The sequence below is a fragment of the Nocardioides bizhenqiangii genome, from assembly GCF_034661235.1.
GTDB lineage: Bacteria > Actinomycetota > Actinomycetes > Propionibacteriales > Nocardioidaceae > Nocardioides > Nocardioides bizhenqiangii.
In genome coordinates this window covers 3,370,361-3,387,461 of record NZ_CP141059.1, presented here as the reverse complement: position 1 = coordinate 3,387,461, position 17,101 = coordinate 3,370,361, and the positions used below count along the sequence as shown (strand labels likewise).

Here is a 17,101-nt window from a genome sequence, read left to right as displayed (position 1 = left end):
TTGACTGCGGGCATGGCAAAGACATCAAGCCAGCCGGCGCCTGGCGCCGCTGTCGCTTCTCACGCACCGTCCTTTCGCATGCTCTCCGTGCTTGCCGTGGCGGTCGGCGCTCTCTGGGTCGTCGGCGTCACGCTGGTCGCCACCCAGGCCGGCAGCGACCCAGTCGGTGCCGGGTACGACGCAGCCAATCGCGCACTCACCCTCCCCCTCTTGCTCCTCGTCGGCTACGCGGTCCTACTGCGGACTTCGCCACCCGGCGCCAGCAGGAAGGGTCCAGTGGTGCTGGTGGTGGGGTCGGTCCTCCTGCTCGCCGGGAACGTTCTAGAGTTCTGGATGGTGCTGCTCAGCGGTCTGCACACAGAGAAGAGCGCCGCTCGGCTCGGGGAGCCGGAGGCGTTCTGGGGGAGCTTCGCGGGGTGGATGGTCTTCGTGCTGGGCATGCTGGTCACGGTCGCGGCTGCAGCGATGCTGGGGCGTGCCATCGGTGGCCTTCGTGGCTGGATACTGGTCGTCCTCGCGATCGTGGGGCTCTCCGCCACCGGACTGTGGGCGGTCTCACCCCTCCTCGCCGGCGCCGCCGGTCTCGCCCTCGCCGGCTGGCTGATCGGGCTCGTCCAACCGCGCCATCCCCGCGCGGAGATCGAGCTTGACACGCGCCGGCGAGCAACAGCCCGCGGGTCCCGGGGGACGCGGTCAGAAGCCTGAACGCACCCCGTCACGCTCCCCGGCACGATCGGTATCTGGACACCTGCGTTGCCCTTCTCGCGCCGGAAGGATGCAGGTTCGGGTCGTAACACTGGACGTCTGGGTCACCGTGGAAGAAGGTCCTTGCCGACACCGAGTGACGCCGAACCTTGGCTGATTCTCGACAACCCCGTTGATGCGAAAGATCGGGGTGGATGTCACCTCGCCCGTCGGGTCAGCGTGAGCAGCAGCTGCAGGTCGGGCTGCTTGAACGGAACCGAGGAGAAGTCGCCCGCGTAGTAGCCGTTGTGCGGGTTCGCGCTGCGGGGGGTGTAGGTGCCGCTCTGTTCCTCGATGATCCGGTCCATTGCCTTGCCTCTCGCTGCGTTGGGATGGCTCCAGCACACGCCTTTTGTCGCCAACGGGCGATCGGGCCAGGCGCACGGCCGGGGGTGGTGACCGCCATGTTGGGGGCGCTTCCCGGTGCGGTCAGCACGACCCGCGGGGTGCGGTTTTCCGTACCGCCCGGGCCGCCGTTCGGTTCACGAGCGGCGGGGGACTCTGGCGCCTGTAGCGGCGGTAAGCGCTGGTCGGTGCGGCGCACGAACGAGCGATCGCGGCATGAGCGGTTTCTCCGAGACACCACGTCTCGCGAATGCCGACGTCACTCCGTCTCGAGCTCCGGGAGATCGGGCCGCGCGTGGTAGTCGCTGGGTTGGCTGACCCACCATGCCTGGACCGTCCTCAGCCCGGTCGGTGGATCCAGCGTGACCGCGCAGACCGCACGACGCGCCGCGGCTGCCGACGACAGCCAGAACAACGAGGACCCGCAGCGGGAGCAGGACCCGTAGCCGGCCTCCGGCACCGGGAAGAACCAGATGAGCAACGCGTCCTCGTCCTCGACGCTGATGCCCTCCAGCTTCGCCGAGGTGGTGGCCATGTGGTGCCCGGTGAACCGCTTACACCGCTCGCAGTGGCAGTTGACGACCTCGCGGAGCTCGTCCCGGACCGTGTACCGGATGCCACCGCAAAGGCACCGACCGTGGGCGCCGAGCACCTGGGACATGGAACTTACCGCTCTCCCGATCGATGCATCGTCGAGCCCATAGTGCCACCGGCCGGCCTGGCCTGGGCTTCTGTTCCGGCCTCCCATCGAGGGGCAGAGAACTGGTGCGCCACTCTGCTCCGAGGGGCCATGCTGGGCGGCGAACGCGCGGGCGACGCCCCGAGGATCCATCAGCGCATCGGCAAGCAGATCCGCGCACTTGAGATCGGCGCCGACTGGCGGCGTTAAGACACTTGTGCCCGCGCGCTGTCCGCGGCAGATCGGTGCGCACTAGAACGGTGGGGGGCCAACGATCTCGATGCCGCCGTTCTCCTGGGCGCTCTGCGCGATCCGGGCGAAGTCGACGATGCAGGCCGATCCTTCGAAGGGCTCGCTGGCGCCGCGGTAGAAGGGTTCGCATTCGCAGGTCGGCTGGATGCCGAGCACCTTGGCCGTGGGACTCTTGACGATGAAGGCGTGGGGTACGCCTGCGGGCACCATGACGAAGTCGCCGGCACCGAGTTCGTGTTCATCGTCGTTGACGCGGTACTGGATTTGCCCCTCCAGCACCCACATGGACTCCGAGACCGGGTGGGTGTGGATCGGGGTCCACTTGCCCTCGACCATGTCGACCTCCCACAGGCCGATGTCCTCGTTAGCACTGCTGAGCTTCCAGGTGAAAACGCCACCGCCGAAGAACCATCGCTTCTCGCCCTCGCCGGCCTTTCGGATCACCGGCGCGAGCGTCGTCCGTTCCGTCATCTGACACTCCGATCGTTCGTGAGACTAGAGTCTTGTCATGAGATTGACATATGATGAAGGCCATGTCAACGGACTACCTCGAGTCGGGTCGCACACGGCAGAAGCAACGGACCCGCGACCAACTGATCGCTGCGGCGCGCGAGCTGATCACTGCGGGCGACACGCCGCGTGTCGAGGAGGTCGCCGAGGCTGCCGGGATCTCTCGCCCCACCGCCTACCGCTACTTCGCGTCACAGGCCGAACTCCTCGCCGCGGCATACCCGGAGACAGGAGCCGCGTCGGTCCTTCCCGACCCGCCGCCGACAACCCTTGAAGAGCGCGTGGCCGCCGTTGCCGGGTTCGTCATCGGCCGCGTGCAGGAGCATGAGCCGCAGCAGCGTGCGATGCTGCGCCTTTCGCTGGGCGAGGTGCCACACGAGCTGCCGCTGCGCCAGGGCCGCGCCATTCCGTGGTTCGTCGAGGCGCTCGCGCCCATCGCCAAGTCGATCGGCGAAGAAGGCGTCCACCGGCTTGCGTTGGCACTCCGCGCAGCATGTGGCATCGAGACCCGCGTCTGGCTGAGCGACGTAGCCGGACTCGCGCCCGCAGAAGTCAGCGCCCTCCAACAATGGATGGTCGACGCCCTCGTCAAGCAGGCCCTCGAGACACCGCCGCCGACGTGACAGACCCATGCACTGATCTCGGCAGTTCCGGTAACTGACTCCGGGCTGATGCGGCGGTAAGACGCGCCCGCATCGCGACAGTGGAGGGCGCCAACATGAGAGCGTGAGGGGGTCTAGCGCACTTGAGGCCGGAGTCATCGCTGGCCGTTGGCCGGGACGATGACGACCTTGCCCGTGAGGGTTCCCGCGGCGGCGCGTGAGTGGACCGATGCGAGGTCCGGCAACGCCACCTGCTCGGCGACATCGACGACCAGCTCGCCGCGGTCGACGCGCGCGACGAGCTCGGAGAGCTGGTGTGCGTCGCTGCGGACGTAGAGGTCGATGCCGCGCACGCCGCGTGCCTCGTCGCTCGGGGCGGGCATCCACACGGTGGTGTTGACCACCACGCCGCCGTCGCCGACCAGGGTGGTCAGGGTCGCGAACTGCTCGGGGGTGATCGGCGCGAGGTTGAGCAGGACGTCGACCGTCTCGGTCACTGCCGATCTCACCTCGGAGGCGGTGTGGTCGACGACCTCGTCTGCTCCGCGGGCCAGGAGGTGTTCGCTGGTGCTTGCGCTGCCCGTGGCGATGACGTGGGCGCCGGCGGCCTTCGCCAGCTGAACGGCGTAGCCACCCACCGCCCCGCTCGCGCCGTTGATCAGGATCCGCTGTCCGGACCCGAGGTCGGCGTGCTCGAACAGTGCCTGCCACGCGGTGAGGCCGACCAGGGGGAGGGCGGCCGCCTCGGTCAGCGGGATCGAGATCGGGGCCGTGGTCAGGGTCTCGGCAGATGCGAGGACGTAGTCCGCCGAGGCGCCGTCGACGACGAAGGGCAGAAAGCCCACGACGCGGTCGCCGACCTGGAGACTGCTGACGTTGTCTCCAAGTGCGTCCACCGTGCCCGCGACATCCAGGCCGGGAATGTGCGGCAGTGTCAGAGGCATCGGCTCCTGCATGAAGCCCGCACGAATGTTGGCGTCGACGCCGTTGAACGTCGTCCCGGCGACACGGACGCGGACCTGCCCGTCGCTGGGGATGGGGACCTCCACGTCCTCGTAGCGCAGGACGTCGGCGTCGCCGTACTGGTGGAAACGAATGGCCTTCATGGCTAGCTCCTTCTCAATGGATGCTTCGAAGTTGAAGCATGTAAGGAACGGTACATGTGCTTCGAACTCAAAGCAAGTGCTGCGAAGGTGAAGCAGTTGTAGGCTCAGTTGCATGCCCGACTCGCCCTCCTCCCTTGACTCAGTCCAGCTCGGTGCGTATTTCGCGCTGATGGAGGTGGCAGGACTGTTGCGCCACGCCGTTGAGCTGCAGCTGCGCGAGGAGGGCGACCTGAGCTACGTGCAGTTCCAGCTCTTGGCGCGCCTGGGCCTGAACTCGCCAACCGGCAGCGAGCGGATGACCGACCTGGCCGACGGCGTCGTCTACAGCCGCAGCGGCTTGACGTACCAAGCTGGGTTGCTCGAGAAGGCGGGCCTCGTCGTGCGCGCCCCATCCGTTGACGACGAACGGAGCGTGACCGTCACGATCACCGACGCGGGGCGCTCTCGGATCGCCACGGTGATCCCCGGCCACGTCGAGGTGCTCCGCGAGCAGTTGTTCGCAGCGCTGTCACGCTCAGAAACGCAGGCATTGGGCGACCTCCTGGCGCCGGTGCGCGACCACATGCGCGCGGCCCCACCACGCTCGGCAGGCTCACGCCGACGCCGTTGAAACGGTCGGGCTCTGGCCCCCATCGCGCGTCACAACGAACCGGGGGCACCCAGGATCCCCGCCGCAGGCGGGTCACTCTGGGTCGAACTCAAGTGGGCGGCGTCCGGTCGCAGCCACACCTGGATTGCCGAAGAGCAGACACAAATCTGCGTGCTGTCCGTCAGTCGTTGGTCTGGGCAATCTCCCGTGCGCCCAACTCATGAGTCGCACTAGCGGCGGAATGACGCACGTAGGCGTCCTTGTTTTCTCAGTCTGAGTATTCGACGCCGATTTCCGTTAACGGACCGCACTCGGTCCTCGGGGGGCATGTCCATTTTCGACGTGGGTTAGCACTGGTGGTCGCCGTATTGGTTTCGCCGACTGAGGGGCCCCGTTACCACATATCGAAATTTGGGCGTACGTTGGCTGTAGAGCCCACGCGAGACGACTGCGCCGCTCGGCGCAGCGGCTCAAGCCCAAGACCCCGGTGTGGGGATTTTGGACGGCCCAACTCCCGGGCCGGGAAGGCTCGACATGACGCTCGCTCGTGGCGGCAAGCATGCCCGCACCTCATTCGCCCCTCAGGCCACTCGATCTGTCGGGCGCAAGCGCGTCTACGGCGACGGTGGTCTGCGTCACACGCTGATGTCGACCTCCGTCATTCTGCTGGTCACCGGTCTCATCGTCATCGCCGTCACGGTGGGACGCTCGCCAGCTGCCCACGCCGCGCAACCCCCGGTGGGCCTGGGCGCCGCGACCTCGTTCGCCGTACTCGCGGGGACCACGGTCACCAACACCGGCCCCTCGAGAGTCTCCGGCGACCTTGGGGTCAGCCCTGGTGCGGCCGTCACCGGCTTCCCACCCGGACAGGTCGACAACGGAGTGATCCACGCCGCGGACGCGGTGGCCCTCCAGGCGCAGAACGACCTCACCACGGCCTACAACGACGCTGCAGGACGATCACCGGTCGTCGACAAGACCGGTGACGATCTCGGTGGGGAGACTCTGGTGCCGGGCGTCTACGGCGCTAACACGACCATGGCTCTCACCGGCACGGTCACCCTCGACGCACAGGGAGACCCCTCGGCCGTCTTCATCTTCCAGGCGGGCTCCTCGTTGCTCACGGCGAGCGGGAGCAGGGTGGCACTCCAGGGCGGAGCCCAGGCGTGCAACGTCTTCTGGCAGGTGGGGAGCTCGGCGACCATCGGAACCTCCACGAGGTTCGTCGGCACGGTGATGGCCTTGACCAGCATCACGGTCCAGACCCAGGCCACGATCCGCGGCCGCGTCCTGGCGCGGAACGGTCAGGTCAGCCTGGACACCAACACGATCACCAGGCCCGTTTGCGCCGCGCCCCCCACGACGACGCCCCCCGCGTCGACGCCCCCCACCACGGCGACCACCACGGCGCCGACCACGACCACCACCACATTGCCGACCACCGCGCCCACGACGACCAGCAACCCCACCACGCCGACCGGCACCGGAGGCGGACCAGGGAACCCGGGCGGACCAGGGAACCCGGACGGACCAGGGAACCCGGGCGGACCAGGCACCCCGACCCCTCCGGGGCGCTCCTACCCGCCGTGGGTCCCCTACGGGCACCCGCCGACGGGTCAGGCGCCGACAGTCCCCGAACCCTCGGACGGCGGCCTCTGGGTCGGGGGAGGCATGTGCATCCTCGGCGTCGCGTTCGGTGCCGCAGCCGCCCGGCATCCCCGATCGATCCGGCTCCCGTGACAGGAAGCAGGGCCCTTCCACACTCCTGGCGCATGCTGCTTCTCGTCGCGATCTGCACGACCCTGGGCGGCGTCCTCCTCGCCGTCGGGTTCTCGCGCCCGGACCAGCAGCCGGCGGGCGAAGGGGCTAGGTCGCCAGCCAGGTCCACCTCTGAGGCGCCCGCTCCGGCGCCGTTGGGGCGCGACGTGACCGTCACGCAGCGGCAAGCCCTCACCCCGGCACGCCTGAAGATCCCGGCCATCGACGTGACGACTCCCCTCGTCCGACTCGGGCTGATGCCCGACCGGACCGTCGAAGTTCCCCGCAATCCTGACCGGGCCGGCTGGTTCCAGCCTGGACCCGTGCCAGGACAACGAGGGTCCGCGGTGATCCTCGGACACGTCGACTCAGTGCGAGGCCCCGCTGTCTTCGCGCGCCTGCAGGAGCTCCAGCTCGGCGACGCGGTCACGATCGAGCGTGCCGACGGCTCGACCGTTCGGTTCGTGGTGAGCGGGACCATGCTCTACGAGAACGCCGACTTCCCCGCAGATCGCGTGTACGCCGCCCAAGACGGCCGCCGCCTCAACCTGGTCACCTGCGGCGGAACCTACGACTCCACCCGCGGCGGCTACCAATCGAACCTCGTCGTCTACACCCGCTTCGCTCCCGCGCGCGTCGGCTGAGCCATGCACCGCCGGAGCAACCGCGCAGGGACATACGGAGACATCGAACGATCAATCGGGACACTCAACGTGACGGGCGAGGCACCGCTTTTGCCGCACGCACCTCCGCATGGTCGGGCCTCCTTGTGCGCCGACACGCGGCGGATAGACGCACGTCCGCACGATCTCGAGACCCTCGATCCCAGCGCATAGGCCGTCCGCACGCGCTGTGCCTCGCGGTGTCTGCGGCGAGCATGGCCCGATCGATCGGTCGCCGCTGACCCAGCCCAGTATCGTCTCGCCATGGCGACCTACCGAACCACGTTCCCTGTCGCGGCGAGCGCCGACCGGGTGTGGGAGGTCATCAGCGACTTCGACAGCTGGTCGGAGTGGAACCCGTCGGTGCCCTCGATCAAAGGTGACCTCAAGGTCGGCAACGTCTGTGCGGTGAGGCTGGTGATGCCGGGCCGCCCGTCGGTGAAGGTGAAGGTCACGCTGACCGACGTTGACCCGGGTCGCCGGTTCGCCTGGCATGGGAACATCGCTCACGACCGGTTCTTTGCCGGTGAGCGCTCGCTCGACATCGAGCCGCAGGCCGACGGCACCGTCCTGGTCACTCACACCGAGGAGGTCACCGGTGCCTTCTTCCCGGTCTTCAAGACGCTGATGGGCCGGGCTGCCGTTCAGGCGCACCACGACAATCTCAACACGGGGCTCAAGCAGCGCGCTGAGCAGTAACCGCCGCTGTGCTTCCGATGCCGGCGTTTTGAGGGTGTCAGGGGGAGGGCCACGACGCTGCCGCTTTGCGGCGCAATGACGCGACCCGCCGAAAGGACCACGCATAGTCGTGCAGGTCGTATCGACGCCACTTCGCGGTGTCACAACGCCACGATGGTCACAGTCACTGGGTCGTCTTTTGTGCCTCGCACGACTTCGATGTAGCCGCATCGCTCATCGGCAGGATTCCAGGCGATCTTCGGTCCGTGTGGTCGGACGAGCCGACGCTGGCCGAAAATCGCGATCGCGGGATCGTTCAGCAAAGCCCAAAGAAGCTCCCCGTCGCCTACCTCGCTCAGCGCAGTTGTCACGTGGTCGTGTTCTGAGCCGTCGTGGACGTGAAGGGCCGAGACCAGTCCATCCAAGAGCGCCTTGACCGACGGGGCGAGAGTTCGCCGCCACGCTAATCCCACCTCGGCCCTGACACCGAAAACGCCTACGTACGGCGCCCGACCGGGCACGTGGAGGTGCTGACGAAATGCGGCCCACCAGTGCGCCGGAGTTCCGCCTGATGGCGTGTCAACGAGTCGAGCCGCGGCGAGCACTGGTCCGGTGGGCGCGATGACATCGGTTGACTCGATGCTGGCGTAGGTCACGTGATGGAGATGATCACCGCTCGGCATTCGCCGGCAGATGATGCCGCGACGAGCAAGGTGGGAGTAGCAGCCGCTTCCGACGTTGTAGAGGAGGACGTTCTCAAGGTCGGCAAACGCGGCATCGGGGGCGGCGTATTCGGCGTAGAGGACACTTGTGGCGGTGGCCCTCGTTGCCCGAAGCGCCCCTTGCAGCTCGCTCCGGTAGTCGCGCAGCCACCCCTTCGGCTCGAACGGCAACCGCACGCTGCTCCACGCCTGGACGCGTCCGTCGCCGTGCGTTACCGAGTAGAGCCGCTGCTCCATCCGATCAGGATGCAGGACTTTATGCTCGCCAGCGAGGGTGCCTTGCGCAGCGTGTCTCAGCGAGGCGGATTGGTCACGGCTGCAGCGCCAGACAGGCGGCGCTAGGACGCAGGTGGATATCCGGCCACGCCGCTTCGGTGGCGTGCGCCGCAGAGTCGCCGAAATGGTCTGCCGAAAATGCACTCCGATGGAAGGCTTGGCGCATGTCGAGGTGCGTGAAGGCTTACTACCCCGACCAAGCGCGCGCCCGCACGGCGCTGGAGACAGTTCGGGAATGGCGTGCCGGGAAATGGCGGAAGCTCCCTGTGCGCGTGTATCCCTGCGACATCTGCGATGGCTGGCATCTGACATCTAGGAGAATCAGCGGCAAGAAGCCACCGTGGGATCGGGATCCGACCTGGTCACGCCCGGGAGGGACCAGCGGCCTCGAGCCACGCGGCAGGCGTCGATAGCTGGCTCGGCGAGGCGCTCGCGCCGATTCGCGGCGGTATGACGCGGCGGCCGTCATCCGAATCTCGCGGCTAGTTCCGGACGCCAGAGGGGTCGCAGCGCCTGGCTGAGGGCCGCGCCTCAGGCCGGGATCGGTGTCGGCTTGGCGCGGTCGGTCTCCTCTGCAGAGACAAGGTGTGTTCGGGTGCCGCTGCGTTCGGCGCCAATGCCCGCCGCGACCACGAAACCGATGCCGAGCATCCCGAGGAGGTTCGGCTCCTGATGCAGAGCGACGAATCCGATGAGCAGCGCAAATCCCGGTTCCAGCGCCATCAGGGTGCCGAAGGCACCGGTGGTGAGACGCCGAAGTGCCAGCAGTTCGAGGGTGAACGGCACGACCGGAAGCAGGATGGCGAGACCGACGCCGGCGAGCAGCAGTTCGGGGGTCAGTTGTCCCACCACGCCGGGGCCGGCGATGACGGTGGCCACGAGGGCCGCGACCGGCATCGAGATCGCGAGTCCGCCGATGCCGCTGACGGCGTCGCCGACCTTCTGGGTCAGCAGGATGTACGCCGCCCAGCAGGCTCCGGCGGCCAGGGCGAACGCGACGCCGACCGGATCGGCGGTCCCGGCCCAGGGTTGGGTGAGGCAGAGCACCCCGCCCGCAGCCACCAGCGCCCAGGCGCGGGCGACGCCTTGGCTGCGGACCACCGCCACGCCGAGTGGTCCGAGGAACTCCAGCGCACTTGCCGTTCCCAGCGGGAGCCGGGCCACGGCCGCCATGAACAGGAGGGTCACGGCTGCGGTGACGACTCCGAGGGCGGTGCTCGTGAGGACCGTCTCGCGGTTGAACGCCGAGGGCCGCGGCCGCACGATGACCAGCAGCAGCACGCCAGCCCAGAACAGGCGCAGCCATGCTGCACCCCCGGCGCCGACTTGGTCGATCAGCCCGACGGAGGCCGCCAGGCCGATCTGGACGCACAGCATGGACACGACGGCCATCGAGGCGCCCGCGCGAGCGGGGGAGTGAGACATGAGCACTAGTGAACGGGTTCGATCTGTTCACGTCCACGTGATTGTGCTGGACATATCGTTCAGAAAACCGAAACAATGTGGGCGTGGACGTACGCCGGCTGCAAATGCTGCTCGAGCTCTCCCGGCTCGGCTCGATGCACGAGGTCGCCGCCGAGCTGGGCACGACTACCTCGAGCGTTTCCCAGGGCATCGCCGCGCTCGCCCGCGACGCCGAAACTCCCCTCGTCGAGCCCGACGGCCGACGAGTGCGGCTCACGCCGGCCGGCCACCGCCTGGCCGAGCACGCCGTCACCATCCTCGCGGCCGTTGACACCGCCCGCCTCGACCTCGATCCCGCTGCGGAACCCGCGGGTGTGCTGCGCGTCGCCGGGTTCGCCACCGGCATCCGCCGATCCCTCCTGCCCGCCATCGGCGACCTCGCCCGCACCCATCCCCATATCGAGGTGCGTGTCCACGAGTACGAGCCGGTGGAGGCCCTCGACCTGCTTGGTCGAGATGACGTTGATCTCGCTATCACCTACGACTACAACCTCGCGCCCGCCTCTTGGCGCAGCGATCACGACATTGCGCCGCTGTGGGAGATCGAGTGGGGCCTCGGGGTGCCGACATCGCAACAGCGGATGCCGTTCACTGAGTACGCCGACCACGACTGGATCGTGAACTCCCGCAACACCGCTGATGAGGAGGTGCTGCGCACTCTCGCGTCGATGGCGGGTTTCACCCCCCGGGTTGTGCACCGCATCGACGCACTGGAGCTCGTCGATGACCTCATCGTCGCCGGACTGGGTGTCGGGCTCCTGCCCCGGGGGCGCGCCTCCCGCCGCGGCGTAACGGTCCGCCCGTTGCGCGACCCCAAGGTGAAGCTGCGCGGCTACGCCGTGACGCGGCGTGGCCGCGACCGGTGGCCGCCCCTCCGAGCGGTGCTGGAGCGACTGGCGTACGGGTAACCGTTGCTCACTTACGTGCTGCGACGTCTCCCGCGGGGATTTCGACATCGCCAGTTCTGAGTCGGTCAGACCTTCGCGATTCCTCACTCTGCCCCCGGCACGAATGCGCCGTCATCGCCTACGGTCCTTGGCGCGCGCCCACAGGCGGCGCTATGACGCACCCTCGGCGAGGCAGACCCGGACTCTAGGCCTGCGAGCACCGGCACATGCTCAAGCCGCCGTATCCCGACCCGGCTCTCGACCCGTTCCGTGGTGGACGGACAGCCTGAAGGCGTCGCCCCATCGATCCCGGAACCCCTGGTGCTTCGGCTCGTCGTGAGCGCGAACGCCGGCGCACCAAGCGTGCGGAACGCGTTCGAGCCAAGTCTCCAAAGCTCGCCCCGCTGATACTGCGTCCTTGGACGATCGCTTCGCGGCGGTCAGTGTCACGCTGGCCGCTGCACGTCCGTGTCTTCGGGGACATCACTTTGGCCTCGAAACGCGCAGTGCGGCCGATCAGGGCTCGTCTGCGGACCATCCAGTCCAGCGGGTGATGTCAAGGGCGATGAGGGGACCCGAGGGTGGCGTGCGGGCGTATTGCGGGTACTTGCCGACCAGCGCGGTCCTTGCGCGACCCGCCTCGTCGGCGCTCTCCACGAGGCGGGCCCGGCCGTCTAGCCGGGCCCACCGCAGTCGCGTCCAGTCGGCGTCGTGGTACTCGTCGACCAGCACGCACGCTCGCCCGGTCGCCTTGATGTTGGCGATGCGGCGTAACCGCGACGTCTTCTTGGGCTTGTGGTCGACCGCCGAGTACACCGTGTCGCCCACGAGCACGAAGCAGACCGGGACCAGATGGGGCCCACCTTCGACACTCACCGTGGCCAGTCGCGCTACCCGAGCCGGCTCGACCATCGATCGCATGGCTGCGGCATCCATGACGATGACACTAGGTTGGGGGCATGGACATCGGAATCGGTGTGCCGAACCCGGTGCCGGGCGCACGCGCTCAGCTCTCGTAGCGGACGGGCAACGCGTGAACGCGTGACTACCGTTGAGGCGTGCACGGGAACACGCTGAGGAGACGGAGATGCACTGGCCGCGACCATCGGTCAACCGAGGCTTGTCCGAACTCTTCGGTCGAGGAGCGCTCGCGCCGCCCTCACCGCGGACGCGGGCCGGTGTTCGCCTACGGCTCGAGGTCGAGGGGCCTCAACCCGGTCAGGCGAAGGCAGGCATCACCTTGTCGTGGACGAGCTGTAGCTGGGTATCGACGTCGGGGACTCCCTCGATCTCGCGTCCCATCAGAGCCTTCACCAGCGCCTTGTCAGTGATTGCGAGGATCAGGTGGTTGACGCCGGCGGCCGCGATCTCGCTCTGCATCTTCTCGACGCACTCCTCCGGGGTGCCCGCCACGGACAGGCGCTCCGCGAGGTCGGGGGTGGTCAGCTCGATGCCCTTGGCCATGTCGCCGGCCCCGATCGCTTCGATGATCGGCGTCACCTCCTCGGGGTCGACGCCGTTGCGCTTGAGCTGCTCGTGCGGCATCGAAGAGGCATAGAGGCCGACCATGCTGCGGGCGGCGTCCTTGGCCACGGCACTGTCCTCGGCGACCGAGAAGACGATCCAGGCGCCTAGGTCGAGGTCCTGCACGTTCTTCCCAGCGCGCTCGGCGCCGATGGTGCAGTGCTCGATCATGTAGTCATAGGCCTCGCGGGTGTAGCTGAGCGCATGGTGGCAACCGTCCGAGAACTCTGCGGCCACTTCGAACGACTTCGGACCGCGCATCGCGCCCATCTTGACCGGCAGCCGCTCCTGTACCGGCCGGGCGAACGTGAAGAGGCCGCTGTAATTGAAGAACTCGCCGTCGTGGGTGATGGTGCCGTCATCGAGCAGGGTCCGGATCACGTGCACCGCTTCCTTGACGCGCGAGAGCGGCTTCGTCTTGGCCCAGTCGATGTCGTACTCCGCCAGCAGGCCGAAGTTGCCGCTCGACACCGCGACCTCCGCCCGTCCGCCGGTCAGCTCGTCCAGCGTGGCGGCGGCCTGTGCGATCAGGGTCGGTTCGCGTAGCACGACGCCCGACACGCTCGGACCCATCCGGATCCGGCTGGTTTGCGCGGCCGCTGCGGCGAACAGCAGCCAGAGGTCCTTGTGCCAGGTCTCGTCCGCGGCGTATACGGCGTAGAAGCCGAGCTCGTCCGCCTTTTTGATCGAGGCCAGAGATTCGCTCAACGGGTAGTCGGGCAGCATCGCGTAGCTGAACTTCATCCTTCTCCTCCTAGTCGGTCCTGGCTGTCCGGGGTTTCGTCATTGATCTCGTCCAGCAGCGCCGAACCGGTGACCACGCGGGTCGCGAAGTGACGATGCATCCACTCGAGGTGGTCGCCCCGGCTGTTCATGATCCGCAGGCTGTCCCAGTTGGGGAACTCCTGCTGCAGCACCCAGCGCTCCATCAACCGAGGGTCGACCTCGAAGACGTGCTCGTGGGTGGTGATGGCGACGTCCGAGACGCGTTCGGGGTCCGGCGGCGTGTACTGCTCGGCGTAGCGGAAGCCGAGCGGCGGGTCTGGGGTGTCGTCGTTCATAACGGGGTCCCTGGCTCGTAGGCGCGGTCGAGGAGGTACTTCCCGGGGTTCATGATGTTGTTCGGATCGAGGGTGCGCTTGAGGTCGAGCATCACATCGAAGCCGCGGCCGAGCTCGTCGGGGACGAGGTCGACCTCGCCCTCCCGGCAGGAGCCATGACAGGCGCTGATCGAGCCGTTGTGCGCGAGAGCGACGGCGGCGATGTCCCGCTTGGCCTTGACCCACATCTCCCAGGCCCGGTCATCGAGCTGCTGCTCCCAGATGCCGACGTCGATCTCGGTGAGGTAGTCCACGCCGGTGTTGCCCTGCGTGTAGGCGAACATCCCCCAGTCGTCGAACACGTCGGTACCACGACGCAGGTCCGCGACGATCTCGTGCCAGGCCTTCGTCACCGATGGGAGGTTGGTGTAGTTGATCGCCGCGTCCTCGCAGTGCCAGCTCATCGGCACCACCTGACCGGCCTTGGTACGACCGTGCATCGGTGTGGCGTAGCGGTCGTGCCGCGCAGCCCAGTCGCCCTCGGAGATCTCGTCGCCGAGGTAGCGGGCGCCGTGCTCCTTCGCGATCCGGAACAGCCGCTTCCCCGCCGGCCTGACCTCGTCCTCGTAGCCGTACATCACCGCGCACACAAGCGCCCTGACGTCGCTGGGCTGGGGGATGTAGGCCTCGTCATCGCGGCGGAGGTACGCGACCTTCCACTCGTCGAACAACACCGATCCGGCGAACGTCGCGACGCCGGCGCGCGCGAGGGCGCCGACGCAGGCGTACGCGTCGTCGTAGTTGTCGAACGCCCAGAACGGCGAGAGTTCCGCCTCTGGCTTGGGGAACAGCTTGAGCGTGGCCTCGGTGGCGATGCCGAGCGTGCCCTGATGGCCCATGAACAGGTGCTTGAGCTGGTAGCCACTCGAGGACTTGCTAACCTTGTGGCCGATGCCGTCGCCGACGTGCATCACCTCGCCGGTGGGCAGCACGTGGTCGAAACTCAGGACGAGGTCACGGGTGTGGCCGTAGCGCGAGCCGATCAGCGACCACCCGCTGGTTCCGATGCGGCCGCCGACGAGCGAGCACGGGTACGACGCAGGGTTGTCGGGATAGAAGAGCCCGTGCTGGGCGAGCTGCTCGTTGAGCTTCAGCATGCTGATGCCGGTCCCGACGGTCACCGTGCGGTTCCCGAGGTCGAGCTCCTTGATCGCGTTCATTCGCTTGACGTCCACGACGATCCCGCCGCGCAGAGGGACAGCGCCGTCGGTGAGCCCGGTCCCGCCGTCGCGGGGTACCACGGGCACCCGCAGGTCATTGGCGATGCGCACGACACCCGCAACCTCCTCGGTGCTCGTCGGCAGGACGGCGAGGTCGGGAAGTCGTTCGGCCCACCGGTGCACCGGGAACGGAGCCGGGACCCTGGCCCGGTTGTAGCGGTCCGGTTTGGAGGTGAGGATCTGCTCGTCCCTGAGCACACTGCGCAGCGCTGTGACCAGCTCGTCGAGACGCTCCACCGCGATGGTCATGCGGGGCTGCCCTCCGAGCCCCCGTTGCGGGAACCTCCGACTGTGATGCCGAGGGACTCGGCCAGCAACTCGTGGAGGTCGACGACGTCGATGTTCGATGCCTGGCCCGCCTCGCCCAGTGGCCGCTCGGACCAGGGGCAGGCGCTCACCAGGGTGTCCACCTCGAGAGCTGCCGCCTTATCCACCCGTCCTGCCGAGATCGCGGCGGTGAGCTCGGGCTTCTCGATCGGCAACCCGCCACCGCCTCCCGAGCAGTAGGACCACTGGGTCACGCGGTCGATGTCCTTGAAGTCCAGGCCGGGAATCGACCGCAGGATCTGGCGCGGCTCCTTCCAGATGCCCTTTCGCTTGTTGAGCCGACAGGGGTCGTGGTAGGTGATCGTGCGCTCGACGGGCACCGACGGGGTCAGCCTTCCGTCCCGGATCAGCGCGGCGAACAGCTCGACGACGAGGACGACCTCGATGTCGAAGTCGGCGCCGAAGTACTTGGGATAGTCCTCCGTGAACGAGATGTAGTCGTGCGGGTCCAGCACGAGCACCCGCTTGGTATCGGTCGAGCGCCAGTTGTCGAGATTGTGCTGGGCGAAGCGTTTCGCCTGGTCGACGTACCCCATCTCCGCGGCAGGGCCTCCGCAGCACCACTGCTCGCCCATCAGCCCGAACTCGTAGCCCGCAAGCTGCAGGATCTGAGCGACGGCGCGGGGAACGGAGGTGCGGTAGAACGCCGCCTCGCAGTCGACGAACAGCACCGTCTCGCCGCCGATCGAAAGGTCGAGCCCGTCGGACCAGTCGCGCACGTGCTCCTGACTGACCGGGGTCTCGCCCAGCACCGGCTCGTGAGTGCGGTCCTCGGTGCGCTCGTTCCACGACTGCCACGCCGGCTGGTGCACACCACTTTCGACGGCAAACGCGCGCACCGCCTTGACCACGTCGACGGTTCGGGTCCGGAAGCGGTAGAAATCGCCGGTGAAGAGCGTGTTGGGGCAGCGCAGCTCGCAGGCGCCGCACTGCGTGCAGTTGACGTAGTCGGAGGCGATCTCCTCGATCGTCATTTCGCCCTTGTCCATCGCGACGACGTTGGCGTGGAAGGCGGTGGGCGTCCACGACTCGTTGCGGGTCACCTGCATCACCGGGCAGACCTCACGGCAGAACTTGTGACCCGAGGAGAAGCAGTTGTACGCCGCATTGCGCCACGTCTCGGTGAACTCCTGCGTCGGAGTCGGTTCAATCGGGAGCTCGCGCGCATGGGCGATCTCGTCGGGGATCGCCGCCAGCTCGTCCGGATTGCCACGCATGCCGGGCGTGAACGGCACCGACAATGGGTCCGATGGACCCGGCCGGTCCAGCTGGGTCATTCGAGGCCTCCTGCCAGACGACAGTGACGCAGGTCACAGTGTTTGCAAGATACGGCTCCCTACTGCGTGCCACAAGAGACGAGGGCTCGTCCGTAACCGGTTGTCTCCCGGTCGGGATGCTGCATCTCGATCCGCCGCCGAAGTGCGCGCCAAGCGAACCTGGAACCCGCTCGCCGATCCGGGGTCATCCCTGAAGAATGCCGCGTCATTGTGGGCGATGTGACGCGCCCCGGAGTGGGGGATCAGGCGCGACGTCTTCAACCCACCGAGGCGGCAACCTCCTCGATCCACGGAGTTGCGCTCGCATGTCAACCCGCGGCGCCAATGGTTTCGTGGCGGTCGCTGCGCGACCTCCTCAACCAAAGCGGGGCGAGGACGT

General features: G+C 67.7%; 18 protein-coding genes. 7 read left to right on the top strand and 11 right to left on the bottom strand.

All coding sequences use genetic code 11. From position 1 onward, the window contains the following. The first annotated feature begins 78 nt into the window (after positions 1-78). Complete coding sequence (locus tag SHK19_RS16485) at positions 79-705, top strand: hypothetical protein (RefSeq protein ID WP_322456484.1); 627 nt, start codon at positions 79-81, stop codon at positions 703-705. A gap of 197 nt (positions 706-902) precedes the next feature. Here the strand turns inward: SHK19_RS16485 and SHK19_RS16480 are convergent, their stop codons facing one another. The 3 genes from SHK19_RS16480 to SHK19_RS16470 all read right to left on the bottom strand — a co-directional run bounded on the left by SHK19_RS16480 (position 903) and on the right by SHK19_RS16470 (position 2,491). Then, a complete protein-coding gene (locus SHK19_RS16480) occupies positions 903-1,052 on the bottom strand; it encodes a hypothetical protein (RefSeq protein ID WP_322456485.1) in 150 nt (49 codons plus the stop codon). 296 nt (positions 1,053-1,348) lie between these two features. After that, complete coding sequence (locus SHK19_RS16475) at positions 1,349-1,750, bottom strand: GFA family protein (protein ID WP_322456486.1); 402 nt, start codon at positions 1,748-1,750, stop codon at positions 1,349-1,351. A gap of 270 nt (positions 1,751-2,020) precedes the next feature. After that, positions 2,021-2,491 carry a cupin domain-containing protein gene (locus SHK19_RS16470; RefSeq protein WP_322456487.1) on the bottom strand — a complete coding sequence of 157 codons (471 nt, stop codon included), beginning with the start codon at positions 2,489-2,491 and terminating at the stop codon, positions 2,021-2,023. A 62-nt stretch (positions 2,492-2,553) separates the two neighbouring features. On the opposite strand from SHK19_RS16470, the gene SHK19_RS16465 reads away from it, so the two are divergent. After that, complete coding sequence (locus SHK19_RS16465) at positions 2,554-3,153, top strand: TetR/AcrR family transcriptional regulator (protein WP_322456488.1); 600 nt, start codon at positions 2,554-2,556, stop codon at positions 3,151-3,153. 134 nt (positions 3,154-3,287) lie between these two features. Here the strand turns inward: SHK19_RS16465 and SHK19_RS16460 are convergent, their stop codons facing one another. Then, on the bottom strand, positions 3,288-4,238 hold the full coding sequence (locus SHK19_RS16460; protein WP_322936880.1) for an NADP-dependent oxidoreductase: 951 nt from the start codon (positions 4,236-4,238) through the stop codon (positions 3,288-3,290). A 112-nt stretch (positions 4,239-4,350) separates the two neighbouring features. Here SHK19_RS16460 and SHK19_RS16455 point away from each other — a divergent pair, with 112 nt between their 5' ends. From SHK19_RS16455 to SHK19_RS16440, 4 genes are all read left to right on the top strand, one after another. Further along, positions 4,351-4,848, top strand: coding sequence for a MarR family winged helix-turn-helix transcriptional regulator (locus tag SHK19_RS16455; RefSeq protein WP_322456490.1), 498 nt, complete (start codon positions 4,351-4,353; stop codon positions 4,846-4,848). A 513-nt stretch (positions 4,849-5,361) separates the two neighbouring features. Further along, positions 5,362-6,567, top strand: coding sequence for an ice-binding family protein (locus SHK19_RS16450; RefSeq protein ID WP_322936879.1), 1,206 nt, complete (start codon positions 5,362-5,364; stop codon positions 6,565-6,567). Between the two features lie 32 nt (positions 6,568-6,599). Next, a complete protein-coding gene (locus SHK19_RS16445; RefSeq protein WP_322456492.1) occupies positions 6,600-7,229 on the top strand; it encodes a class F sortase in 630 nt (209 codons plus the stop codon). Between the two features lie 282 nt (positions 7,230-7,511). Beyond that, complete coding sequence (locus SHK19_RS16440) at positions 7,512-7,946, top strand: SRPBCC domain-containing protein (protein ID WP_322456493.1); 435 nt, start codon at positions 7,512-7,514, stop codon at positions 7,944-7,946. A 140-nt stretch (positions 7,947-8,086) separates the two neighbouring features. On the opposite strand, the gene SHK19_RS16435 is transcribed toward SHK19_RS16440, so the two are convergent. Together SHK19_RS16435 and SHK19_RS16430 are read right to left on the bottom strand one after the other, a co-directional pair. Continuing rightward, positions 8,087-8,884, bottom strand: coding sequence for a hypothetical protein (locus SHK19_RS16435; protein ID WP_322456494.1), 798 nt, complete (start codon positions 8,882-8,884; stop codon positions 8,087-8,089). Between the two features lie 570 nt (positions 8,885-9,454). Further along, a complete protein-coding gene (locus SHK19_RS16430; protein ID WP_322456495.1) occupies positions 9,455-10,348 on the bottom strand; it encodes an EamA family transporter in 894 nt (297 codons plus the stop codon). Positions 10,349-10,431: 83 nt separating this feature from the next. Between SHK19_RS16430 and SHK19_RS16425 the strand changes: the two genes are divergently transcribed. Further along, the gene (locus SHK19_RS16425) at positions 10,432-11,295 is read left to right on the top strand and encodes a LysR family transcriptional regulator (RefSeq protein WP_322936878.1); all 864 of its coding nucleotides are present in this window, start codon (positions 10,432-10,434) and stop codon (positions 11,293-11,295) included. Between the two features lie 495 nt (positions 11,296-11,790). Here the strand turns inward: SHK19_RS16425 and SHK19_RS16420 are convergent, their stop codons facing one another. The 5 genes from SHK19_RS16420 to SHK19_RS16400 all read right to left on the bottom strand — a co-directional run bounded on the left by SHK19_RS16420 (position 11,791) and on the right by SHK19_RS16400 (position 16,722). After that, entirely contained in the window at positions 11,791-12,210 is a 420-nt protein-coding gene (locus tag SHK19_RS16420; RefSeq protein ID WP_322456497.1) for a TIGR03668 family PPOX class F420-dependent oxidoreductase, read from the bottom strand. A 282-nt stretch (positions 12,211-12,492) separates the two neighbouring features. Further along, positions 12,493-13,542: an LLM class flavin-dependent oxidoreductase gene (locus SHK19_RS16415; RefSeq protein WP_322456498.1), complete on the bottom strand. Its 1,050-nt coding sequence runs from the start codon at positions 13,540-13,542 to the stop codon at positions 12,493-12,495. Continuing rightward, complete coding sequence (locus SHK19_RS16410; protein WP_322456499.1) at positions 13,539-13,859, bottom strand: hypothetical protein; 321 nt, start codon at positions 13,857-13,859, stop codon at positions 13,539-13,541. The genes SHK19_RS16415 and SHK19_RS16410 overlap by 4 nt, the downstream gene beginning before the upstream one ends. Beyond that, on the bottom strand, positions 13,856-15,367 hold the full coding sequence (locus SHK19_RS16405; RefSeq protein ID WP_322456500.1) for an FAD-binding oxidoreductase: 1,512 nt from the start codon (positions 15,365-15,367) through the stop codon (positions 13,856-13,858). Before SHK19_RS16405 ends, SHK19_RS16410 begins: the two co-directional genes overlap by 4 nt. After that, complete coding sequence (locus SHK19_RS16400; RefSeq protein WP_322456501.1) at positions 15,364-16,722, bottom strand: (Fe-S)-binding protein; 1,359 nt, start codon at positions 16,720-16,722, stop codon at positions 15,364-15,366. The genes SHK19_RS16405 and SHK19_RS16400 overlap by 4 nt, the downstream gene beginning before the upstream one ends. Positions 16,723-17,101 lie beyond the last annotated feature (379 nt).